This window comes from Chloroflexia bacterium SDU3-3 (assembly GCA_009268125.1).
Lineage (GTDB): Bacteria > Chloroflexota > Chloroflexia > Chloroflexales > Roseiflexaceae > SDU3-3.
In genome coordinates this window covers 12,512-32,230 of the sequence record WBOU01000019.1, presented here as the reverse complement: position 1 = coordinate 32,230, position 19,719 = coordinate 12,512, and the positions used below count along the sequence as shown (strand labels likewise).

The window sequence follows — 19,719 nt, the reverse complement described above, 5'->3', positions numbered from 1 at the left end:
AAATCAGGCATCTGGTGTTCGTGCATATGGCCAGCAAAACATGTGCGGCACCTTCGCCGCATGGGCGGAGTGGGCTGGTATACCACGATCATGGGTTTGCGCATCGTTTATGGTATGCATGGTCTGGCACGCGTGATGGGGCGCGCTGCCGCATCCCGAAGTCCCGCTTCTAATAGTGACGCCCTGTGAGGGCGTTGCCCCTTGGAACCCCAATTTGCAGCGTTCCTATGCCAAAATCAGGCATCTGGCGTTCGTGCACATGGCCATCAAAACCGTAGCGGCATCTTCGCCGCATGGGCCGGGCGGAGGGCTGGGTCTTCTCACTTTTTAGCGCCGTTTGTTCCTTTGGGGGGAGCCTTCATGCAGCTACTCCTTGGGCACAAAGGCTTCGCGCACCGCCCAGTAGATGGCCTTGGGTGTGCCGTCGTAGGCGGTAAAGTTCCAGCTATCCTGGTAGGTGTAGGTACGCCAGGGCGTGCCAAACTGCCACAGGCAGGCCGCCGCCAGCCAGTCCCAGCCCTGGGCCATGCGGTAGGCCTCCACCGTCCAGCGCACCCGCTGCGAGGGCAGCACCGCCGCCGACCAGCGCGGGTTGTCGTTCCAGCCGCCCTCGGTGATAATCGCCTGCTTGGCGGCGTCGCCGTGCGCCACCATGATGGCGCGGGCCAGCTCGGTGCGGCGGAAGTTGACCTGGCCATCGGCGGGGGCGGCCTCGGGCGGGCTGGTGGAGCCATAGCTGTGCACCGCCCACATGTCGAAAGACGGTGCGGCCCCGGCGGCGTAGACCCGCTCCATATAGGCCAGGTCGTCCAGCCGCACATCGCCGCCGCCCAGATCTGGCCCCGGCGAGAGCGCGCCCGCGATCACCACAGCGTCGGGGGCGGCGGCGTGGGCGCGGGGGTAGACGGCGCGCAGCAGCGCGGCGTAGGCCTCGGGGTCGGGCGGGCGCTGGCCCCACTCCTGGGCCAGATTCGGCTCGTTCCAGATGATCACGTGGCGCACGCCCAGCGGGCGGTAGCGGCGCAGGAAGGCCTCGACATAGGCGGCGTAGTCATCGTAGCGGTCGGGGTCGAGGTGGCGGTCGGTGGTGCCGTGCGGCCTAGCCCACTCGGGCACGATATCGAGCCGCGCCACCACCGCCAGCCCTTGCTGGCGGGCGTGCTGGATGATCATGTCCGCGCCCTGCCAGTCGTAGCCGTAGCGCGAGCGCGGCTGCACGTAGGCCCAGGGGAACAGCTCCACCGCCCATGACGCGCCCATCTCGCGCACCTGGCGGTAGGTGCGCTCGGTCAGCTCCTCGGAGCTGTAGCCCGCCAGCCGCGTGTGGATGCCCACCTTGGGGTTGGTGGTGCGCACGGCCTGCTGCGCGGGCAAGTGCAGCCGCTGGGGGATGCGCAGCGCCATAAACTGGGCGGCGATCACGGCGGCGATCAGCAGGGCGGCGATGCGTAGGTGGCGCATGGGCGGGTGGCTCCTTCTCTGGGTCGGCTCGGGGCTATTGTAGCGGCTTTTGGCATCCTGATGGCGGGGATCGCTAGCGATGAAGAATCGCTGTGCAGATATCATGCTCGATATCATCGACCCAGTCAGTCGGCGGGGCTTCGCGATTCAGAAGCCCGAGCATCACGGGGATATCTGCTATTCTAGCAAGGTGCAGCCAATCATCTGGTAGCATGAACCCTACATCAGCGTAGCCATCCTGAAAAGCTGCATAGGTCGCATCGGTAATATATCGCTGAATATCTGGTGTTTTATTTCTAAAAAACTTGCCAATATCACGATAGCGACTTTCTGCAAGCGCATACTCAAAGTCGATAAAATAGACGCAGTCATCTGATATTAAGATATTTCCATTGCTCATATCGCCGTGGCACAGAACAAAATCGCAATCAATCCTGCCGAATATATCCTCGTTATGAAGCATATATTGCTCAAGGCCGTGCCTACAGCCACTGCTGATATAATCCCCAGGTTTGCCTGCTAAGCTCCTACGGATCAGCGCTCTCGTATCTCCCATACTCGCCTTTATTCGCAGCGCGCTATCAAGAACCCCGCTCTCCTGATAGACATTTTTGTGAATAGCCGCTATCTTTTGAGCAATATCACGCACTTTTTCTTCATCATAGCGTTTATGTATACTCACATACTCGCCAAAAGTTACGCCGTTAATAAATTCAATGATCGCATATGGGTGCGGGCAGATCTTTCTCGATTCGTCGTAGTAGAAAAACTCTGGCGTGCATTCGTGGCGCTTCAAAAACGTGTAGACGCTTGGTTCTATGCTTTCCGCATATGATGCGTAGATCTTCAGCAGATATTTCTTATCGCCAGAAACAGCACAATAGTTGCTTGTGCTCATACCGCCATGAAGTGGGATAAGCTGATCTACTTCAATTGTTTTGCTGAAACATCGAAACAGCCGACCAGCCATAGCTGTATCGCATACAAAATAGTCGTGTAATCGATCATCATTCATAGCTTGATGCAGTCTACATATATGTGCTGAAAGAATCTGCGCAGAAAGATGCCAGAGGCACAAATACGCAGCAAAAATCGCGCCCGCCGCCGGAATGTGGCGGCAGGCGCGATCAGAGCGATGCTACAGCAGGCTGGCCAGGCGGTGCACACCCTCGCGGATCTGCTCAGGGGTGATGGCGCAGAAAGGCAGGCGCACGAAGCGATCGCCGGGGATGGGCGAGCCGTCGTCCGAGTCGGCGTAGAAGGCCGCGCCGGGCGTCAGGATCAGGCCGATCTCCTTGGCGCGGCCCATCAAGTTATCGGTGTTGGCGCTCTCGGGCAGCAGCACGCTAACGAAGAAGCCACCGTCGGGGATGTACTGCGTCGCGCCGGAAAGCTCGCTGCGCACGGCCTCGGCCATGGCGGCCCAGCGCGGGCGGTACAGCTCCTTCAGCTTGTCGATGTTAGGCTGAAGCCAGCCGCGCCGGATGAACTCGGCCACCGCCGCCTGGGTCGGCAGCACCGGCGAGAGGATGGTGTCCTCGGCCAGCTTGGTGACGGCGCTCACCAGCTCGGCGGGGGCGATCAGGAAGCCCACGCGCATGCCGGGGCTGAGCAGCTTCGAGAACGACGACATGGTGATGACGTGCGTCGGGTCGATCTCGCGCAGCATCGGGATGTCCTCGCCGGTGTAGCGCAGCTTGCGGTAGGGGATGTCCTCGATCACCCAGAAGTTGTACTGGCTGGCCAGCTCCAGCACGCGCTTGCGCTTCTCCAGCGAGAGCGTCGCGCCGGCGGGGTTCTGGAAGTCGGGCACCAGGTACATGAACGCGGGCACATCCTTCTTCAGCGCCGCCTCCAGCCGCTCGATGCTGATGCCGTCAGTCTCCAGCGGGATGCCGACTACGCGCCCGCCGCGGCGGCGGAAGGTGCTGATGGCGCGGTCGTAGCTGGGCTGCTCGGTGAACACCACCGTGCCGGGCGTCTTGATCAGGTAGCTGGACACCAGATCCTGGAGGTGCAGCGAGCCGTTGCCGATCAGCAGCTGGCTTTCGGCCACGCCGTACTCCGCGGCGAGCTGGTGGCGTAGCGCGGGGTAGCCGGGCTGCTGGCCGTACTGAAGCACCACCGATGTGTCGGATGTGATCGCCGCATCGAAGCAGGCGGAGAGCTCTTTGACGGGGAATGCCTCGGTGGGCGGGACGCCGCGTGTGAAGAAAATCGTCTCGGGTGCCATAGCTGATTACGCTCCACTTCCTCTACTTAGGGGGCCGGGGCGCGGGCCGCTGCCTGCGCCGCTGGGCGGATCTGGCCCGACGAGACCGCCTCGCCGGGCCGCTGGCGAATCTTCTCGACCGGACTAGGATACCACACCTGTTGAGACCAAAAGCTCGGCGTTGAGCAGCGCGCCGCCCGCCGCGCCGCGGATAGTGTTGTGCGAGAGCACCACCATGCGCAGGTCGTTCAGCGGGCAGGGGCGCACGCGGCCAACCACCGCGCTCATGCCATTGCCCTCGCCGCCGTCGCGGCGCGGCTGGGGCCTATCGCCCTCGTAGCGCACCACGATAGCCTTGGCGGGCGAGCTGGGCAGCCCGCGCACCGCCTCGGGGGCCTGGTACTGCTCCAGCACGCGCAGGGCCTCCTCGGGGCTGGGCCTGCGCTCGAAGCCGATCGAGAGCAGCGCGGTGTGGCCGTCGATCACCGACACGCGCGTCACCTGGGCGCTCACGCCGATCGGCGCATCCACAAACCGCGCATCGGCGCTGACCGTGCCCAGCAGCTTCAGCGGCTCGGTCTCGATCTTGGCCTCCTCGCCGCCGTTTGCGATGTTGGGCACCACATTGCCCAGGATGTCTAGCGAGGGCACGCCGGGGTAGCCCGCGCCCGAGATCGCCTGGAGCGTGGAGGCGAACAGCTTGGTGATGCCGAAGGCATCGTGCAGCGGGCGCAGCGCCATCACGATGCCGATGGTCGAGCAGTTGGGGTTGGTGATCAGGCAGCCCTTCCAGCCGCGCTCGGCGCGCTGGCGCTCAAGCACGCTCAGGTGGTCGGGGTTGACCTCGGGGATGATCAGCGGCACATCCTGCTCCATGCGGTACGAGGATGCGTTCGAGCAGACCGCGACCTTCTCGGCCCACAGCGGCTCGTACTGCTTGGCCGCGTCGGTGGGCAGCGCCGAGAGCGCGATGGCCACATCGGCCACCTGCTCGGTGGGCTGCACCACCATCTTGGCCATATCCGCAGGCGGCTCACCATCCAGCACCCAGTGCACCAGCTCGCCGTAGGGCCGCCCGATGGTGCGCTCCGAGCCGGTGAGCGCGGCGATCTCGAACCAGGGGTGGCCCTGCAGCAGCGTGATCATGCGCTGGCCGACCGCGCCCGTCGCGCCGAGAATAGCGACAGGGATCTTCTTCTGAGCCATGGGAGTTCTCCTTACAGTGTAAAGGATTATTGGTCGTCCGGCATCACCCGCCGGTACATCAGCAGCTCGTCGTAGTAGGTGCCCTGGTAGCACAGCAGCTCGGGGTCGACGCCATAGACGCTGAAGCCCAGCTTGGTATAGGCGCGGATGGCGGGCGCGTTGGTGGCGGTCACGCCCAGCTTCAGCATGCGCAGGCCGCGCCCATGCGCCCAGGCGAACCCAGCGCGGAACAGCGCGGCCAGCACGCCCTGGCCCCGGAAGACGGGCTGCACATAGACCGAGTAGATATGGGCCTGGTGGCGCTCCTTGGCCCCGGTCTCCTGGAAGAAGCGCGACATGCCGACCAGCGCGCCGCCCGACTCGGCCACAAACGTGGCCTCGTACTCGCCGCCCGACTGCTCGCGCATGCGCTGCCGCCAGCTCTCCAGCGGGATCTGGGCGGCGCTCTCGGCATCGGCCCCGAAGGCGGTGGGGGCAGTGCGTAGCGCCTCCAGCCGCAGCTCGCGGAAGGCCGCCGCGTCATCCTCATTCACCAGGCGGATGGTGTAGGGTGTGGTCATCGCTCTCCTCTCATATGCCACGCATGGCCCGCAGCGCGCCGAGCACATGCGGCGCAAGCGCCACGGCTGCGGGCGGCGGCGCGGTGATCTGCGCGCGCAGGTAGGCCGCCATGCCCGGCCATGCCGACTCGGGCGGGTGCTCCAGCTGGAAGTGCAGGCTGATCAGGAAGCCGCGCACGTTGTGGTAGCGCGCCAGCCCCACCGGGTCCAGCCGCGAGGCCATGCTCAGGCGCTCGCCGCCCACCACGGTCAGCTGGTCGAGCCAGGCCTCGGCCACGCCATCCGGCAGGCCCCGGCCCAGCGCACCGATAGCCGCCGTGGCCAGCCTGCTCTCCTCGCTGTAGCGGAAGATCTGCTCGCCCTCGGCCTGCAGCCGCGCCGCGATGCCCCCCAGGATGCGGCCCCGATCCGCCGCGCCCAGGTGCGGGCTGTAGGCCAGCAGCCACAGCAGGTCGGCCACGTGGGCCACGCCGTGCGCCCAGCCCTTGCCCGGCACAAAGCCGCGCAGGTCGCGCTCCTCGGCTAGGTAGCGCAGGGCCGCGCCGAACACCGCGCGCAGCCGCTCCTCAGCTAGGAACGGGCGCTCGTTGTCCTCGCCCACCAGCTCGGCTAGGCCGAGCGCGGCGAAGGTGCGGCGGAACACGCGGTCGTCGCCAGGGCTGTCGATTCCCTCCAGCAGCCGCGCGGCCAGCTCCTCGGTGAGCGCACGCATTGCCTCGGGCGAGAGCCTGCCGCTATGCACCCAGGTGTCCAGCAGCAGGTAAGCCAGCTCGTCGCGCAGATCCGGGTCGGGCGAGGCCAGCGCCTCCAGCAGCTCGGGCAGCAGCTGCTCGGCGCTGCGGCCCGCAGGCGGCTCGCCATCGGCATCCAGGATGCCCTGCCAGAATGTGTGTGAGATCATGGGTCTCTTTCGCAGCCTAGGCCGCCGCGCCCCAGTCGCGCGCCAGCATGCCGTAGACATACATATCGACGTAGTGGTCGTACAGCCACTGCCCATCGCGGATCTGGCCCTCGCGCACGAAGCCCAGCCGCTCGGCCACGGCCTGGCTAGGCCGGTTGCCGGTGGCGGCGCGGATCTCCACGCGGTTGAGGCCCTGCCTGCCGAAGGCGATCTCGATCAGCGCGCGGCTGGCCCGCGTCATCACGCCCTGGCCGCCAAACGCCTCGCCCATCCAGTAGCCCATCTCCACCGCGCGGATGGTGTGGTTCAGGTTGTGCTGGCCCAGCGACCCGGCCAGCTCGCCGCGGTACCTCACCAGCGTGGTGTAGCCATCCTCGGCGGCCCACTGCGCCCTGGCCCCGCTGATGTAGCCCGAGAGGCTATCGGGCGAGGTGACGCCATCCACCCAGGCCAGCCACTGGCGCAGGCGCGCGCGGTTGCTATCGATCAGCGCGAAGAGCTGCGGCGCGTCGTGGTGCTCGGGCAGGCTCAGCTCGATGTCGGAGTCCACCGTCAGTCGAAACATGGAAAGGGGTTCCTTTTGTAAAAAGTGTGCCGCCGGACCGTCGCCCGCCCGGCGGCGCGGCGCTAGATCGCCAGCTCGTGGATGGCCCGCACCGCCGCGTCGCCATCCTGCGCGCCCACCACCACCGAGATGGCGCACTCCGAGGAGCCCTGCGCGATCGCGATCACGTTGATGCCCTGCGACGAGAGCGAGGTGAGCACCTGGGCGGCCACGCCGGGGCGCTCGCGCATGCCCGCGCCCACCGCCGTCACGATCACAATGCCCTCGCGCGCCCAGATCCGGTCGATATCGCGGCGCTCTAGCTCGTGGCGCAGCCCATCCTCCAGGGCCGCCACCGTGGCGCTGGCCGAGGCGGCGGGCACCACAAAGCAGATCGACTGCTCGGAGGAGGCCTGCGAGATCATCAGCACGTTGGCCCCCGCCGCCGCCACCGAGCCGAAGGTCTTGGCCGCCACGCCCGGCACACCGATCATGCCGCGCCCCTCGACCGTGACCATGCTCAGGTCTTTGATCGCGGCCACCGCGCGCACGGCCCGCCCGTCGTCCTCGGCCTGCTGCACCAGCAGCGTGCCCTCGTGCTCGGGGTTGAAGGTGTTGCGGATGCGCAGCGGGATGCCGCGCTCGACGCAGGGCCGCACCGTGCGGGGGTGCAGCACCTTGGCCCCGAAGTAGGCCAGCTCGCTCATCTCCAAGAACGACAGCACCGGCAGCACGCGGGCGTTCTTGGCCAGGCGCGGGTCGGTCGTCATCACGCCGTCCACGTCGGTGTAGATCGCCACCTCGTCGGCGTCCAGCGCCGAGCCGATGATCGCGCCCGAGTAGTCCGACCCGCCGCGCCCCAGCGTGGTGGTCACGCCGCTCTCGGTCGCGCCGATGTAGCCCGTCATCACCGGCACCGCGCCGCGCTCCAGCACGGGGCGCACGCGCACGGCGGCCAAGGCCCGTGTCTGCACGTGCAGCGGCACCGCGCTGCTGAACTCGTCGCTCGTCACCACAAACTCGGTCGCGTCGATCGACTCCGAGTCCAGGCCCCTGGCCCGCATGGCGCAGGCCACCAGCCGCGCGCTCATGCGCTCGCCCAGGCTGGCGATCGCATCGTGGGCGCGCGGCGTCAGGTCGCCCAGCACGTGTACGCTGCGGCACAGCAGCTCGAAGTCGTCGATCAGGCCGTTGATCGTGGCCAGCACCGCGCGGGTGTCCTCGCTCTCGCCCGCCAGCTCGGCCAGCGCCTCGGCGTGCTTCTGGCGCATCTTGGCCGCGTTGGCCTGGTACGGCGCATCATCGCCCGCCGCCGCCGCCTTGGCCCCGCCGATAAGCATGTCGGTCACGCCGCTCATGGCCGAGACCACCACGCCCACCTGATCCCAGGTCTTCCGCTGATCCACCGCTATCGACACCAGCTGCGCGATTGCCGCCGCGCTGCCCACCGAGGTGCCGCCAAATTTCATCACAAGCAGCGACATGATTCTTCAGTCTCCTGTGGTACAACGTGCGGCTACCAGCCCAGCCACTGAACGATCTTGTCCATCTCCGCAGCCACCGGCGTAGGCTTCTCGAACTGCTCGACCGCCAAGTTCGGGTCTTTCAGGCCGTGGCCCGTCACCACCGCCGCGTAGCAGGCATCCGGCTCGGCGCGGCCCTGCTGGATGAGCTTTCGCAGCCCGGCGATGCCCGCCGCCGAGGCCGGCTCGCAGAAGATGCCCTCCAGCCGCGCTAGGTCGCGCCAGGCCGCCATGATCTCCTCGTCCGTCACCGCGTCGATCAGGCCGCCCGACTCGTCGCGGGCCGCCACGGCGTACTGCCAGCTCGCCGGGTTGCCGATCCGAATGGCCGTCGCCACCGTCTCGGGGTGCTCCACCGGCGCGCCCAGCACGATCGGCGCGGCACCGGCGGCCTGGAAGCCCAGCATCTTGGGGCGGCTGCCCACCTTGCCCGCCTCGAAGTAGCGCTTGAAGCCCAGCCAGTAGGCCGTGATGTTGCCCGCGTTGCCCACCGGCAGGCATAGCCCGTCGGGGGCGCGGCCTAGCGCGTCGCAGATCTCGTATGCGCCCGTCGTCTGGCCCTCCACGCGGAAGCGGTTCACTGAGTTCACCAGCGTGGTCGGGAACTCGTCGGCCAGGTCGCGCACAATGTTCAGCGCCTGGTCGAAGTTGCCCTCGATCACCAGCAGCCGCGCGCCGTACATCAGCGCCTGGGCCAGCTTGCCCAGCGCGATCTTGCCCGCAGGCACCACCACGATCGCCTCGATGCCCGCGCGGGCCGCATACGCCGCCGCCGAGGCCGAGGTGTTGCCGGTCGAGGCGCAGATGATCGACTTCGCGCCGCTCTCCAGCGCCTTGGCCACCGCCATCACCATGCCGCGATCTTTGAACGAGCCGGTGGGGTTCATGCCCTCAAACTTGATGTGGAGCTCGCGCACGCCCAGCGCGGCGGCCAGCCGGGGCGAGTTGATCAGGGGGGTGCCGCCCTCGTGCAGGGTCAGGCGGGGCGTCTGGTCGGTGACGGGCAGGAACTCGCGGTAGTGTTCGATGAGCATCGCTTCCTCCGTAGCCTTGGCGGGCCGTGCGCCCCCAGGCGGCTGATACATGCGCCGTGGTACCGTATATCGTTCAAGGTCAAACAAAAACCCCCATCCTTTTCAGGAGGGGGTACAGCGTCTGCTGATCACCAGGATGACTCTTACACCCTCCCAAAATCGCCTGCCCCAATGGTATCGACCATTAGGGTGGTGGTAGTGGTGGTGGTAGTCATGTTGTGGCGAGCGTTGAACAGCATATAGGTGCTCTCAGATTTTTTGCTACTATAATCGCTCATGCCCAGCCTGTCAAGCTGGGCAGCCTAGCTTCTTTACCACCAAGGCTCCAAGACACCAAGGGAAGAAAAGGGCCGCTTCACCCCGCAGCCGCGAGGGCGCGAAGCGGGAAAAGACAGGAAAAAGCGGCCTGCCAGCGCTGGGCGCAGCCTTCCCGCTTCGGTGAGGATTATGGCCAGCTGGCATATGCGTGCACCTTCGACGGATGGGCCAGGCCGCTGTGCTGCAATCGCGGGCCGCTGGCTTACATTCGCGGGCCGCTGGCTTGCACTCGCGGGCCGCTGGCTTACATTCGCGGGCCGCTGGCTTACACTCGCGGGCCGCTGGCTTACACTCGCGGGCCGCTGGCTTACACTCGCGGGCCGCTGACCTGCACTCGCGGGCCGCTGGCTTGCGCTCGCGGGCCGCTGGCTTGCGCTCGCGGGCCTCAATGCTAAAACCCTACCCACCTAGCCCATACAGCGAAGGTGCTGCTCGTGCAAACTGGCCATATGCACGAACACCAGCAGCCAGCGAACAGCATAGGAACGCTCAAAATTGGCGTCCAGGGGCCACTCCCCTGGCGGGGTTCCAAGGGCGCGTAGCCCTTGGTGCCGCCCGCACAGGGCATCCACCCAGCAAACAAACACCACCCTCATCATCGAAGCCGCAGCCGCTCGACCCGACCAAACAACGCCCAAGAAAGTAACCATGGTACGGGGCATCCGCATAAAAAAGCCCCTCCCCCAGCGCGTGGGGAAGGGGCGCGGCAGCAGCGGCGCTAGGTCATGCGCCAGCCGCCATCCACATACAGCGTCTGCCCAGTGATGTACGACGCCAGCGGCGAGGCCAGAAACACCACCGCCGCCGCCGCCTCGTCGGGCGTGCCCACGCGGCGCAGCGCGATCACCTTCTCGCCCCAAGCGCGGCGCTCCTCGGGCAGCACATCCAGCTGCGGCGTCTCGATCAGGCCGGGGGCAACCGCATTGGCCGTGATGTTCCAGGCCGCCGCCTCGCGGGCGAACGCACGGGTGAAGCCCAGGATCGCCCCGGTGGCCGCCGAGTAGTCGGCCTGCTGCGGGCCGCCCGCCGCACCGTGCAGCGCGGCCACGTTCACCACCCGACCGCTGCGCTGCTTCATCATCGGGCGCAGCACCGCCTTGCACAGCCGGTACACCCCGTTCAGGTTGGTGTCCATCACCTCGCGCCACTGGCTGGTGCTCACATCCAGCAGCGGCGCGTAGTCCACAAACCCCGCGCAGTTGATCAGGATGTCCACCTTGCCCCAGCGCTCGATCCCGGCCTGCACGAAGGCATCCGCCGAATCCTTCGAGCGCACATCCACATAGTGGGCCGCCACACCGCCATCCAGGCCAGCGCAGCTCGCCACCAGCTCCTCGGCGCGGTCGCCGTGGGTGTGGTAGCCAGCCAGCACCTGCGCGCCGCGCTCGGCCAGCATTCGTACGATACTCCGCCCGATCCCACCCGATCCGCCGGTGACGAGGGCTGTCTGGCCTTGAAAGTTCATAGGCTTCGCTCAGAAAGAGGACGGGGGGCGGCCAGGCCGCCGCCCGTCAGATTGAGGTGCGGTTCATTGTGCTGCGAGAAATGCCTCAACGCTCGGCGCGCCGCCCACCGAGATCAGCGTGGCCTCGGGCGTGATCCGCTTCAGCAGGCCCGCCAGCACGCTGCCCGCGCCGATCTCCACAAATCGGGTCACGCCGCCCGCCGCCATCTGCTGGGCCGAGGCGATCCAGCGCACCGGCGAGGTGATCTGGGCGATCAGCTCGGGGGCAAAATCGCCCGCCGATGTCAGCGGCTGCGCGGTCACATTCGAGAACACCGGCACGGCGGCATCGCGGAACCCCGCCGCGCGCAGGTCGGGCGCGAGCGCGTCGGCGGCATCCTGCATCAGCGGCGAGTGGAAGGCCCCGCTCACCTTCAGCGGCAGCGCGCGCTTGGCCCCCTGGGCCTTGGCGTCGGCCATGGCCTGGGCCACGCCCTCGGCGGTGCCGCTGATCACCAGCTGGCCCGACGAGTTGTAGTTGGCGATCACCACCGCGCCGTGGGCGGCGCTGGCGGCCTGGCAGATCTGCTCCAGGGGCCCCTCATCCAGGCCGATGATCGCGGCCATCGCGCCGCCGCTGGCCTGGGCCATCAGCTCGCCGCGCCGCCGCACCAGCCGCAGCGCGCTGGGGAAGTCGAGCGCCCCGGCGGCCACCAGCGCGCTGTACTCGCCCAGGCTGTGCCCAGCCAGCGCCTGGGCGCGCTCGGCCACAAAGGCCGGAATGCGGTCGAGGCCGCCCGCCAGCGCGGCCAGCACGGCCACGCTCATGGTCAGCAGGGCGGGCTGGGCATTCTCGGTGGCGGTCAGATCCTGCTCCGGCCCCTCGAAGCACAGCCGCGATATCGCGAGGCCCAGGGTGGCATCGGCCAGGGCGAACACCTGGCGCGCCGCCTCGGCGCTGGCCAGATCGCGGCCCATGCCCACAGCCTGCGCGCCCTGGCCCGGGAAAACAAACGCTGTCGTCATAGCTTCTCTATCACTTTTACCACAAAAAAAGGCGGAGCCAGGTGACAAGCTGCTCACAAGCTCGCCCTGCCGCCCGCCAAGCCCTAGGGCCGCCCCCAGCGCACCACCGCCGAGGCCCATGTCAGCCCGCCGCCGAACGCGGTGAGCAGCACGTGGCCGCCCTCGTGCAGGCGGCCCTGCTCGGCGGCCTCCACCAGCGCTATGGGGATGGTGGCAGCCGACGTGTTGCCGTAGCGGTCGATGTTCACCATCACGCGCTCCATGGGCACGCCCAAGCGCTTGGCCGCCGCGTCGATGATCCGCAGGTTGGCCTGGTGGGGGATGACCAGCTCGATCTGGTCGGTGGCCACGCCCGCCCGCGCCATCGCCTCGGTCGACGAGTCGCCCATGCCGCGCACGGCCAGCTTGAAGATCTCGCGCCCGTTCATGTACACGTACTGGCGGCCCTGCTCCAGCAGCTCGGGCGTGGCTGGCAGGCGCGAGCCGCCCGCATCCACCGCCATCAAGTCCTCGCTGCCGCCGTCGGCCCCCATCACGCAGGAGAGCATGCCCAGCGACTCATCGGTGGCCTGCAGCACCACCGCGCCCGCGCCGTCGCCAAACAGCACGCAGGTGTTGCGGTCATTCCAGTTGATGTACTTGGTGAAGACATCGGCGGCGATAAACAGCACGTTCTTGGCCGCGCCCGCGCGCACCATGCTAGTGGCCACATTCAGGCCATACACGAAGCCGCTGCACGCCGCCGCCAGATCGAAGGCGGGCGCGCCGGTGATGCCGAGGTTGTTCTGGACCGTGCATGCGGTGGCGGGGAATGGGCGGTCGGGGGTGCAGGTGGAAAGGATGACGAGGTCGATCTGGCCGGGCTCGATGCCGGCCTTGGCCAGCGCGCGGCGGCCCGCCTCGGTGGCGAGCGTGGATGTGCTCTCGCCTGGCCCCACGATACGGCGCTCGCGGATGCCCGTGCGGGTGGTGATCCACTCATCCGACGTCTCGACCATGCGCTCGAGATCGGCGTTGGTCAGCCGACGCTCGGGCACGGCCATACCCCATCCCGTAATCGCTGCGTAGTGTGACATGTGCCCCTCTGGGTGCCGCACATCGGCCCTGCCTGGGGCCGCTGGCGTTTACAAAGAAGGGGTTATTGGCTCGCTGGCGACAAGCCAATAACCCCTCGGAACGAAATCAGTTTCGCCTACTCGTCATCCGCAACCTTGCTGCGGATCTCGATCACCTGGCGGCCACGGTAGGTGCCGCAGCTCTTGCACACGTGGTGTGCGCGGTGCAGCTGGCCGCACTGCGAGCAGGGGACCAGGGTCGGCGCGCTCAGCGCGAGGTGGCGGCGGCGGTTGCCGCGGTAGTGGCGGGAAACCTTTGTCTTCGGTACAGCACCCATGCTCGTCTAGCTCCTTATCGGTTTTTATCTAAAAGTTGTTGTAGTACACTTAGTCGGTCGTCGCCATCGTCATCGCTGCAGCTGCACTGGGTGGTGTTGCGATCCACGCCGCACTGCGGGCATAACCCTTTACAGTCCTCGCGGCAGAGCGGGCGCATCGGCATCTCGATCAGGCCGTACTCGCGGATGGCCTCGCCCAGATCCAGCAGGTGGTTCTCGTTGATGAAGAACGGGTCATCCTCGGCTGGCTTGGGCAGCGGGCTGCCGGTGTTGACCTCGACCATCGAGTGAAACTCATCTCGGAAGGCCAGCTCAAGCGGCACCTGCACGGCGGTGAGGCAGCGGATGCACTGCGTCTCCACCACACCGCGCACATCGGCATCGGCCAGCACGCCGCTTGCGGTGCGGGTGAAGCGAACCTCGCCCACGATCTTCCGCAGCATGGTCTCCTCGTCGAGCAGCAGCGCCTCCTCTTGGAAGGTATAGCTCCGTCGACCGCCGATGTCCTCGCGCAGCAGCTGCGCGACGTTAAACTTTAGGTCGGTTAATGGCTTGTTTATGTGCATAGCAATGCGCGCGCTCCTCCGCGCTCACAGAGGCCACATTATAGGCGAGTTGTAGCGCAGTGTCAAATGTTAGGAGCGGGCGTTGGGAAGCGGGCGCTGCCTAGCGCGTGCTGTTCTGACGCAGCTCGCCCAGGCCGTTCTGCACGCTGGCGGTGAGCTTCTGGAGCCGCTGCTCCAGCTCGCTGAGCACCTGGGTGGCGTACTCGTCGGCGCCTGCGCGGATGCTCATGGCATCGCGCTCGGCCTGCTCGATCAGGCGGGCGCGCTCGGCCTCGGCGGCGGCCAGCAGCCCCTGCTCTTCGAGGGCCTGCTGCACCTTGGCCTGGGCCTCGGCCAGCAGCCGCTCTTGCTCGCTGATCACCCGCCGCGCCTGCTTCACCTCTTCGGGCAGCGCCACACGCATGCGGTCGATCACATCCAGGATGCGGTCCTCATCGATCAGCAGACGCCCGCTAAATGGAACCCTCCGCCCCTCGGCAAGAATATCCTCTAGCTCGTCGATGAGATCATCGAGTTCGATGGCGAATCACCCCCCATCATCACAGAACGGCGCGGGGCCGCTGTGCAGCGCTATTCATGGCCGTAGGCGCGCTTGAGGGCCAGCACCACGTGGGGTGGCACCAGCCAGGTCACATCGCCATTCAGCGAGGCCAGCTCGCGCACAGTGCTTGAGCTGAAGAAGGTATACTTCTGATCCGACATGAAGGTGATGTGCTCGATGTCGGGGGCCAGGGTGTGGTTGATCTGGGCCAGCTGGAACTCGTGCTCGAAGTCGCTCACGGCGCGCAGGCCGCGCACGATCACGCTGGCGCCCACGCTGCGGGCGTAGTCAACCGTCAGCTGCGAGTAGGTGTCGACCCGCACATTCGGCATGTCGCGCGTGGCCTCGCGCAGCAGCTCGAGCCGCTGCTCGGTGCTGAACAGCAGCCGCTTATTGTTGGGCGTGTCGAACGCCGCCATGATCACGGTGTCGAACAGGCGGGCGGCCCGCGCCGCTATGTCAAGATGGCCGTTGGTGACAGGGTCAAAGCTTCCAGGGTAGACGGCGATCGTCACGCCATGCTCCTTAGTGCCCCTCGGGCGCGGGCGTCTCCGCCGCCTCGCCGGAGGGATCTGGCTCGAAAATAGAAAAGCATGAGTCGCCGAGCCGACGGAACTTGATCCGCCGCAGTGGCTCATACTGATCTGCAAGTTCGACGCGGGGCGAGTGGCCAACGATCACCAGACCCTCGGGGTCAAGCAGGCCGGATGTCGCCACCGCACGAATCGTATCTTCTATCGCTGGATCTGCGTAGGGCGGGTCCATGAAGATTATAGCATACTTCGATTCTGGCTTAGCGGTGGTCACATAGCGCATCACCGGCATCTGGTGCACCTTGCCGCGCTCAGTAAAGCGGGTGTGCTCCAGGTTCTCGGCGATGATCTTGCAGACGTGGGGGTTGCGCTCGACGAAGTCGGCGTGCGCGGCCCCGCGCGACAGGCACTCGATGCCCAGCGAGCCAGTGCCCGCAAACACATCCAGCACATTGCCGCGTATTGGGCCGTAGCCCTCCAGCACCGAGAACACCGCCTCCTTCACCCGATCGAGCATGGGGCGTGTGCCCATCCCCTTGGGAGCCTTGAGGTGGTGGCCCTTGGCCGAACCAGTGATCACTCGCATAGTAGCCCTCTCACATCCCAAACTCGAGCCGACGGACCAGCGCGGTGGGCAGCTGGGCCTCGCGCATCTGCCGCTGGGTCTTGGCGATATCGTACTCGATCCGCATGAAGCGCACGCTGCCAGCATCGGTATCGAGGATGGCGTAGGCCGAGCGCGGATCTTGGTTGCGCGGCTGGCCCACGCTGCCGGGGTTGATAAAGTAGCGCACGCCATCCTCAAGCTGCAGCGTGTCGCCTGCGGTGGGCAGGATGGGGTTGCTGTACTGGCCATCGCTGGTCTTCACGAAGATCAGCGGCACATGCGAGTGGCCGATAAAGCAGACCTGCTGGCTGCACACCTCGAAGTTGGCCGCCGCCTGATCGCGCGCGAGCATATACTCCCACACCGGATCGCGCGGGCTGCCGTGGGCCACCATAAAGCGATCATCCACCACCGTGCTGGGCGGCAGCATGTCGAGCGCCGCGCGATTATCGGCGGTCAGCTGCTCGCCGTTCCACAGGTTGGCGAGCTTCGCATCGGTGTTGAAGTCGGTCAGGTCAACCTTGCCGATGCAGCCCAGATCATGGTTGCCAGCGATCATCACCGATGCCAGCGCGCGCATCGATTCCATGCACTGGTTGGGGCGTGGCCCATAGCCAATGGTGTCGCCAAGGTTCCAGAGCTGGTCGAAGCTGCCCACGGCGCTCAGCACCGTCTCAAGGGCTACTAGGTTGGAGTGGATGTCGGAGACGATAACAATTCTCATAGTCTTCTGGCCATTAGCTAGCAGCGTACCGCCGCGCGTGCTTCCTGTGCATCCCGCCCATGCGGGGCGCGGTGCGCCGTACAAACCGTGGTAGTGGCGGCGCACGAGCTGTTAACGTCCGGTAATGGTTCTCCATCCCGGTCGCTCATGGCCTGCCGTTATAATGTGTAGCAACATCGTACCACCGGGCCATAAGGAGCTGCGGCGACACGTTATGGAACCATCTGGCCACTGCCCATACCTGGGCCTCAAGCAGAATCGTGCGATTCGCTTCGCCTCACCAACCACCGAACATCGCTGCTATGTGAGCGGCGAGCCGATCGATATTCCTGTCAATCAGGCGAGCTTCTGCCTTGCTGCCGGGCATGTGCACTGCCCATTATACACGGGTTCCATGCTCCCCACAACGCAGGATGTGCCCGCCCCCCCCGCCGAGCCGCCCGCCCAGGCCGAGGGCGGCATGCGCAGCTGGCTGGCCACGCTGGCCCCGCGCGACCGCGCGATCTACACCCTGATGCTGGTGATGCTGGGGCTGATCGGCGTCATATCGCTCACGCTGGGGCTGCGGGCGATCTGGGGCAAGGGCCAGGCATCCGCCGCGCCCACCGCCAGCCCACAGCTGGCCACCCTGGTTCCTACCGATAGCACAGCCCATGCCAGCGTCACGGTGCTGCCGGCCACGCCCACGGTGCTGCCCACCACGCTGCCTACCAGCACGCCCACGCTGGCCGCCACGGCCCAGCCCACCATGGGCAACGTGATGTTCCCGCCCACCCAGCCCGCCGAGCCAGCGCCCACGCAGGCCACCAGCGCCGCCCCGTCCGCAGCGCCCAGCAGCACCAGCGCGCCCAGCGCCACCCCGACGGCCGCGCCCAGCGCTACCCTGCCCAGCCGCACGCCGCAGAGCACCCCCACCGCCACCATGGCCGCAGCCAGCCAGCAGCAGCTCACGCTCTACTTCGGCGATGCGTCGGGGACACTCTACATCCCGGTGCAGCGCACGGTGGCGGTGGCCCAGGGGCGCGAGGCCGAGGCCGCCGTGCGCGAGCTGATCGCCGGATCGCGCACCGGCCTGGTGGCGCTGGTCGGGCCAGAGGTACATCTCATCAGCGCTGGGGTGGCCGGTGGTACCGCTACCATCAACCTCGACCAGCGGCTGGGCGAGCGTGCCCAGCAGGCCCTGGTGCTCACGCTCACCCAGCTGGCGGGGGTGCAGCGCGTGCAGTTGCAGGTGAACGGTGCCAGCAGCGGCCAGCCAGCCAGCCGCCCGGTGCTCAACCCGCTCAACCCCGATGGTCTGGCCGAAGACACCAGCATGTCCGAGTTCCTACCGCTCTACTTCCCGCTAGCCGATGGCAGCCACGACGTGCGAGTGATGCGCGTGGTGCCCAAGACCAAGGACACCGCCAGCGCCACCGTGCAGGCGCTGCTGGATGGCCCGGGCAGCTACGGCCCCACCCTCCAGCGCGTCATACCGCAGGGCACAGCGCTGCGCCAGCTGGCGCTCGATCGCGCCACACGGGTGATCACCGTCGACCTCAGCGAGGCATTCAGCCGGGCCGACAGCCGCGAGGCTGCGGTGCGCAACCTGGTGCAGTCGCTCACCACGCTGCCCGATGTGCGCGGGGTGCAGATTCTGGTCGAGGGGAAATCGCTGGGAGACTACTGGGGCGAGGCCTACCGCAGTGGCTTTGGCAGGCCCCAGATCAATCCTGAGTAGCGCCTAGCTCGTGCTCGTGCAAGCAGTGGTCGCACACGTGGAAGGGGATGCCGGTGAGCGTCTCAAGGCATAGGCGCTCGCGGCTGCCGCAGTAGCGGCACACGCTCAGGTTCTCGATATCATCGGCACACCAGAGCTGGGGCGAGAAGATCAGATCCATGCGGCGGTGGATGGAGAGGATGCCCAGGCGCACGCAGACAGCCGCCGGAAAGGTCTCGACCACCCGCGCAAACAGCTGCAGCGGGTAGCAGTAGACCTCGTCGCCGACGGCGATATCGCGCATCCGGGGGTGCTGGGTGATCTTGAGTTTCATCGTAGATTCTGGATGAGCGCCGCTAGCTCGCTGGTATCTAGGCCGAAGCCGGGGTCGTCGCAGAACATCAGCGCGTCGAGCGCATCGGCAAGCGCGCCCTCTGCCCCCGGCTCATAGACCTCGTTCCCCAGCTCCTCGGCGTAGAACCGATCGAAGGCCCACCCGGCCAGCGCCGACTGGGCCAGCTGGCCCGCCAGCCGCGCCTCGATCCGCTCGATCACCTCGGATCGGCGGATCTGCTTCTTTTCACCTGTCGCCGTATCGCTCACAGTGTCCTCTTCTCTGCTCACAGCGCGTCATCACAGATCGTGTAGAAGCCACAGCTGCGGCAGCGCTGCGACTCGTCGTGGCTGCGCGCGCAGTCGGCCACATCCAGCAGCGCGCGCATCTCATCCATCAGGGCCAGCACATCCTCGCGCACCTGCTCGGTATAGTTGAGCCGGAAGGTGCGCTGGGCGTAGCGCAGCAGGCCATAGGGCGGCGGCTGGCCCTCGGTCTCCTCGATCAGCAGGCAGTAGCTGGCCAGCTGCATCAGGTCCGAGTCGTAGGGCGTGGGCGACCGGCGCGAGGGCTTGACCTCCACCGGTATGAGCGCCCCGCCGATCTCCAGCAGATAGTCGGGCTTGCCGGTGAGCCCCAGCCTGCGCGAGAACAGCGGCTTCTCTAGCTCGCGGCCCAGCACATCCTGCGAGCGCACCGGCACCCACGGCAGGCCGGTACGTCGACGGATGGAGCTAGCCCAGATCGCGCACGCCACCGCCAGCACCAGCAGCGCCAGCCCAAGAGAGATGCCCATATGCCCTACCTAGCGCGCGCCAAACAGCACCAGCCCAAGCCCCGCCAGCACCAGCAGCAGGGCCACTAGGGCCAGCGCTCGGCTGCCCTGCACCGCCATGCCGTGCCTGCGATGCAGCTGCGCGCCGCGCTCGCGCCGCTCGCGGCCCTCCGGCTCCAGGCCCTCCACGCGGCGCAGCCACCAGCTGCGGGCGCAGTAGACATACTCGCCGATCTCGCTGGCACGGATGATGGGCAGGCGTGGGGTAGGCATGCCATAGCTCCTAGATCAATAGAGAAGCGGCGAACCGCAGGCTTT

Annotated in this window: 24 protein-coding genes; 2 read left to right on the top strand and 22 right to left on the bottom strand. The window is 66.8% G+C overall.

Annotated features, from left to right (window positions below):
* Positions 1–366 precede the first annotated feature (366 nt).
* From F8S13_23495 to F8S13_23455, 9 genes are all read right to left on the bottom strand, one after another.
* A complete protein-coding gene (locus F8S13_23495) occupies positions 367–1,461 on the bottom strand; it encodes a hypothetical protein (protein ID KAB8140442.1) in 1,095 nt (364 codons plus the stop codon).
* A 73-nt stretch (positions 1,462–1,534) separates the two neighbouring features.
* Positions 1,535–2,476: a phosphotransferase gene (locus F8S13_23490; GenBank protein ID KAB8140441.1), complete on the bottom strand. Its 942-nt coding sequence runs from the start codon at positions 2,474–2,476 to the stop codon at positions 1,535–1,537.
* Between the two features lie 123 nt (positions 2,477–2,599).
* A complete protein-coding gene (locus F8S13_23485; protein ID KAB8140440.1) occupies positions 2,600–3,694 on the bottom strand; it encodes a PLP-dependent aminotransferase family protein in 1,095 nt (364 codons plus the stop codon).
* Between the two features lie 123 nt (positions 3,695–3,817).
* Positions 3,818–4,879, bottom strand: a complete 1,062-nt coding sequence (asd, locus tag F8S13_23480; protein KAB8140439.1) for an aspartate-semialdehyde dehydrogenase — start codon at positions 4,877–4,879, stop codon at positions 3,818–3,820.
* A gap of 26 nt (positions 4,880–4,905) precedes the next feature.
* Positions 4,906–5,487, bottom strand: coding sequence for a GNAT family N-acetyltransferase (locus tag F8S13_23475; protein KAB8140438.1), 582 nt, complete (start codon positions 5,485–5,487; stop codon positions 4,906–4,908).
* A complete protein-coding gene (locus tag F8S13_23470) occupies positions 5,450–6,436 on the bottom strand; it encodes a DUF2785 domain-containing protein (protein ID KAB8140437.1) in 987 nt (328 codons plus the stop codon). Before F8S13_23470 ends, F8S13_23475 begins: the two co-directional genes overlap by 38 nt.
* Positions 6,357–6,905, bottom strand: a complete 549-nt coding sequence (locus F8S13_23465) for a GNAT family N-acetyltransferase (GenBank protein KAB8140436.1) — start codon at positions 6,903–6,905, stop codon at positions 6,357–6,359. The genes F8S13_23470 and F8S13_23465 overlap by 80 nt, the downstream gene beginning before the upstream one ends.
* 62 nt (positions 6,906–6,967) lie before the next feature.
* Entirely contained in the window at positions 6,968–8,368 is a 1,401-nt protein-coding gene (locus tag F8S13_23460; protein KAB8140435.1) for an aspartate kinase, read from the bottom strand.
* Between the two features lie 32 nt (positions 8,369–8,400).
* Complete coding sequence (locus F8S13_23455; GenBank protein KAB8140434.1) at positions 8,401–9,441, bottom strand: threonine synthase; 1,041 nt, start codon at positions 9,439–9,441, stop codon at positions 8,401–8,403.
* A gap of 462 nt (positions 9,442–9,903) precedes the next feature.
* Between F8S13_23455 and F8S13_23450 the strand changes: the two genes are divergently transcribed.
* A complete protein-coding gene (locus tag F8S13_23450; GenBank protein KAB8140433.1) occupies positions 9,904–10,086 on the top strand; it encodes a hypothetical protein in 183 nt (60 codons plus the stop codon).
* Between the two features lie 391 nt (positions 10,087–10,477).
* Here F8S13_23450 and F8S13_23445 read toward each other — a convergent pair whose 3' ends face one another.
* From F8S13_23445 to F8S13_23405, 9 genes are all read right to left on the bottom strand, one after another.
* Complete coding sequence (locus tag F8S13_23445) at positions 10,478–11,224, bottom strand: SDR family oxidoreductase (GenBank protein ID KAB8140432.1); 747 nt, start codon at positions 11,222–11,224, stop codon at positions 10,478–10,480.
* Between the two features lie 63 nt (positions 11,225–11,287).
* A complete protein-coding gene (fabD, locus tag F8S13_23440) occupies positions 11,288–12,229 on the bottom strand; it encodes an ACP S-malonyltransferase (protein ID KAB8140431.1) in 942 nt (313 codons plus the stop codon).
* Positions 12,230–12,312: 83 nt separating this feature from the next.
* Entirely contained in the window at positions 12,313–13,305 is a 993-nt protein-coding gene (locus tag F8S13_23435; GenBank protein ID KAB8140430.1) for a ketoacyl-ACP synthase III, read from the bottom strand.
* A gap of 116 nt (positions 13,306–13,421) precedes the next feature.
* Entirely contained in the window at positions 13,422–13,622 is a 201-nt protein-coding gene (gene rpmF / locus F8S13_23430; GenBank protein ID KAB8140429.1) for a 50S ribosomal protein L32, read from the bottom strand.
* A 14-nt stretch (positions 13,623–13,636) separates the two neighbouring features.
* Positions 13,637–14,188 carry a DUF177 domain-containing protein gene (locus F8S13_23425; GenBank protein ID KAB8140428.1) on the bottom strand — a complete coding sequence of 184 codons (552 nt, stop codon included), beginning with the start codon at positions 14,186–14,188 and terminating at the stop codon, positions 13,637–13,639.
* A gap of 100 nt (positions 14,189–14,288) precedes the next feature.
* Positions 14,289–14,708 carry a hypothetical protein gene (locus tag F8S13_23420; GenBank protein ID KAB8140427.1) on the bottom strand — a complete coding sequence of 140 codons (420 nt, stop codon included), beginning with the start codon at positions 14,706–14,708 and terminating at the stop codon, positions 14,289–14,291.
* Positions 14,709–14,758: 50 nt separating this feature from the next.
* Positions 14,759–15,244 (bottom strand): pantetheine-phosphate adenylyltransferase, encoded by a 486-nt coding sequence (gene coaD, locus F8S13_23415; GenBank protein KAB8140426.1) that lies wholly within the window; start codon positions 15,242–15,244, stop codon positions 14,759–14,761.
* 10 nt (positions 15,245–15,254) lie between these two features.
* A complete protein-coding gene (gene rsmD / locus F8S13_23410) occupies positions 15,255–15,848 on the bottom strand; it encodes a 16S rRNA (guanine(966)-N(2))-methyltransferase RsmD (GenBank protein KAB8140425.1) in 594 nt (197 codons plus the stop codon).
* Between the two features lie 10 nt (positions 15,849–15,858).
* Positions 15,859–16,593 carry a metallophosphoesterase family protein gene (locus tag F8S13_23405; protein KAB8140424.1) on the bottom strand — a complete coding sequence of 245 codons (735 nt, stop codon included), beginning with the start codon at positions 16,591–16,593 and terminating at the stop codon, positions 15,859–15,861.
* Between the two features lie 214 nt (positions 16,594–16,807).
* Between F8S13_23405 and F8S13_23400 the strand changes: the two genes are divergently transcribed.
* Positions 16,808–18,313 (top strand): GerMN domain-containing protein, encoded by a 1,506-nt coding sequence (locus tag F8S13_23400; protein ID KAB8140423.1) that lies wholly within the window; start codon positions 16,808–16,810, stop codon positions 18,311–18,313.
* On the opposite strand, the gene F8S13_23395 is transcribed toward F8S13_23400, so the two are convergent.
* From F8S13_23395 to F8S13_23380, 4 genes are read right to left on the bottom strand one after another with little or no spacing between them, the layout of a single operon-like run.
* Complete coding sequence (locus tag F8S13_23395; GenBank protein ID KAB8140422.1) at positions 18,300–18,626, bottom strand: hypothetical protein; 327 nt, start codon at positions 18,624–18,626, stop codon at positions 18,300–18,302. The two genes, F8S13_23400 and F8S13_23395, sit on opposite strands and share 14 nt — an antisense overlap.
* Entirely contained in the window at positions 18,623–18,895 is a 273-nt protein-coding gene (locus F8S13_23390) for a hypothetical protein (protein ID KAB8140421.1), read from the bottom strand. The genes F8S13_23395 and F8S13_23390 overlap by 4 nt, the downstream gene beginning before the upstream one ends.
* 17 nt (positions 18,896–18,912) lie before the next feature.
* Positions 18,913–19,422 carry a CRISPR-associated protein Cas4 gene (gene cas4 / locus F8S13_23385; GenBank protein KAB8140420.1) on the bottom strand — a complete coding sequence of 170 codons (510 nt, stop codon included), beginning with the start codon at positions 19,420–19,422 and terminating at the stop codon, positions 18,913–18,915.
* Positions 19,423–19,431: 9 nt separating this feature from the next.
* Entirely contained in the window at positions 19,432–19,674 is a 243-nt protein-coding gene (locus tag F8S13_23380) for a hypothetical protein (protein KAB8140419.1), read from the bottom strand.
* Positions 19,675–19,719 lie beyond the last annotated feature (45 nt).

What these genes read in the sequence shown, in the direction of transcription:
- F8S13_23485 (KAB8140440.1), bottom strand. Translation starts at nt 3,694, where the DNA reads ATGGCACCCGAGACGATTTTCTTCACACGCGGCGTCCCGCCCACCGAG.
- F8S13_23425 (KAB8140428.1), bottom strand. Translation starts at nt 14,188, where the DNA reads ATGCACATAAACAAGCCATTAACCGACCTAAAGTTTAACGTCGCGCAG.
- F8S13_23465 (KAB8140436.1), bottom strand. Translation starts at nt 6,905, where the DNA reads ATGTTTCGACTGACGGTGGACTCCGACATCGAGCTGAGCCTGCCCGAG.
- F8S13_23460 (KAB8140435.1), bottom strand. Translation starts at nt 8,368, where the DNA reads ATGTCGCTGCTTGTGATGAAATTTGGCGGCACCTCGGTGGGCAGCGCG.
- F8S13_23395 (KAB8140422.1), bottom strand. Translation starts at nt 18,626, where the DNA reads ATGAAACTCAAGATCACCCAGCACCCCCGGATGCGCGATATCGCCGTC.
- F8S13_23470 (KAB8140437.1), bottom strand. Translation starts at nt 6,436, where the DNA reads ATGGGCAGTGGCTGTACGACCACTACGTCGATATGTATGTCTACGGCA.
- rpmF (KAB8140429.1), bottom strand. Translation starts at nt 13,622, where the DNA reads ATGGGTGCTGTACCGAAGACAAAGGTTTCCCGCCACTACCGCGGCAAC.
- F8S13_23400 (KAB8140423.1), top strand. Translation starts at nt 16,808, where the DNA reads ATGGAACCATCTGGCCACTGCCCATACCTGGGCCTCAAGCAGAATCGT.
- F8S13_23495 (KAB8140442.1), bottom strand. Translation starts at nt 1,461, where the DNA reads ATGCGCCACCTACGCATCGCCGCCCTGCTGATCGCCGCCGTGATCGCC.
- fabD (KAB8140431.1), bottom strand. Translation starts at nt 12,229, where the DNA reads ATGACGACAGCGTTTGTTTTCCCGGGCCAGGGCGCGCAGGCTGTGGGC.
- F8S13_23435 (KAB8140430.1), bottom strand. Translation starts at nt 13,305, where the DNA reads ATGTCACACTACGCAGCGATTACGGGATGGGGTATGGCCGTGCCCGAG.
- F8S13_23490 (KAB8140441.1), bottom strand. Translation starts at nt 2,476, where the DNA reads ATGAATGATGATCGATTACACGACTATTTTGTATGCGATACAGCTATG.
- cas4 (KAB8140420.1), bottom strand. Translation starts at nt 19,422, where the DNA reads ATGGGCATCTCTCTTGGGCTGGCGCTGCTGGTGCTGGCGGTGGCGTGC.
- F8S13_23450 (KAB8140433.1), top strand. Translation starts at nt 9,904, where the DNA reads ATGCGTGCACCTTCGACGGATGGGCCAGGCCGCTGTGCTGCAATCGCG.
- F8S13_23405 (KAB8140424.1), bottom strand. Translation starts at nt 16,593, where the DNA reads ATGAGAATTGTTATCGTCTCCGACATCCACTCCAACCTAGTAGCCCTT.
- F8S13_23445 (KAB8140432.1), bottom strand. Translation starts at nt 11,224, where the DNA reads ATGAACTTTCAAGGCCAGACAGCCCTCGTCACCGGCGGATCGGGTGGG.
- rsmD (KAB8140425.1), bottom strand. Translation starts at nt 15,848, where the DNA reads ATGCGAGTGATCACTGGTTCGGCCAAGGGCCACCACCTCAAGGCTCCC.
- F8S13_23475 (KAB8140438.1), bottom strand. Translation starts at nt 5,487, where the DNA reads ATGTGCTCGGCGCGCTGCGGGCCATGCGTGGCATATGAGAGGAGAGCG.
- F8S13_23455 (KAB8140434.1), bottom strand. Translation starts at nt 9,441, where the DNA reads ATGCTCATCGAACACTACCGCGAGTTCCTGCCCGTCACCGACCAGACG.
- F8S13_23380 (KAB8140419.1), bottom strand. Translation starts at nt 19,674, where the DNA reads ATGCCTACCCCACGCCTGCCCATCATCCGTGCCAGCGAGATCGGCGAG.
- asd (KAB8140439.1), bottom strand. Translation starts at nt 4,879, where the DNA reads ATGGCTCAGAAGAAGATCCCTGTCGCTATTCTCGGCGCGACGGGCGCG.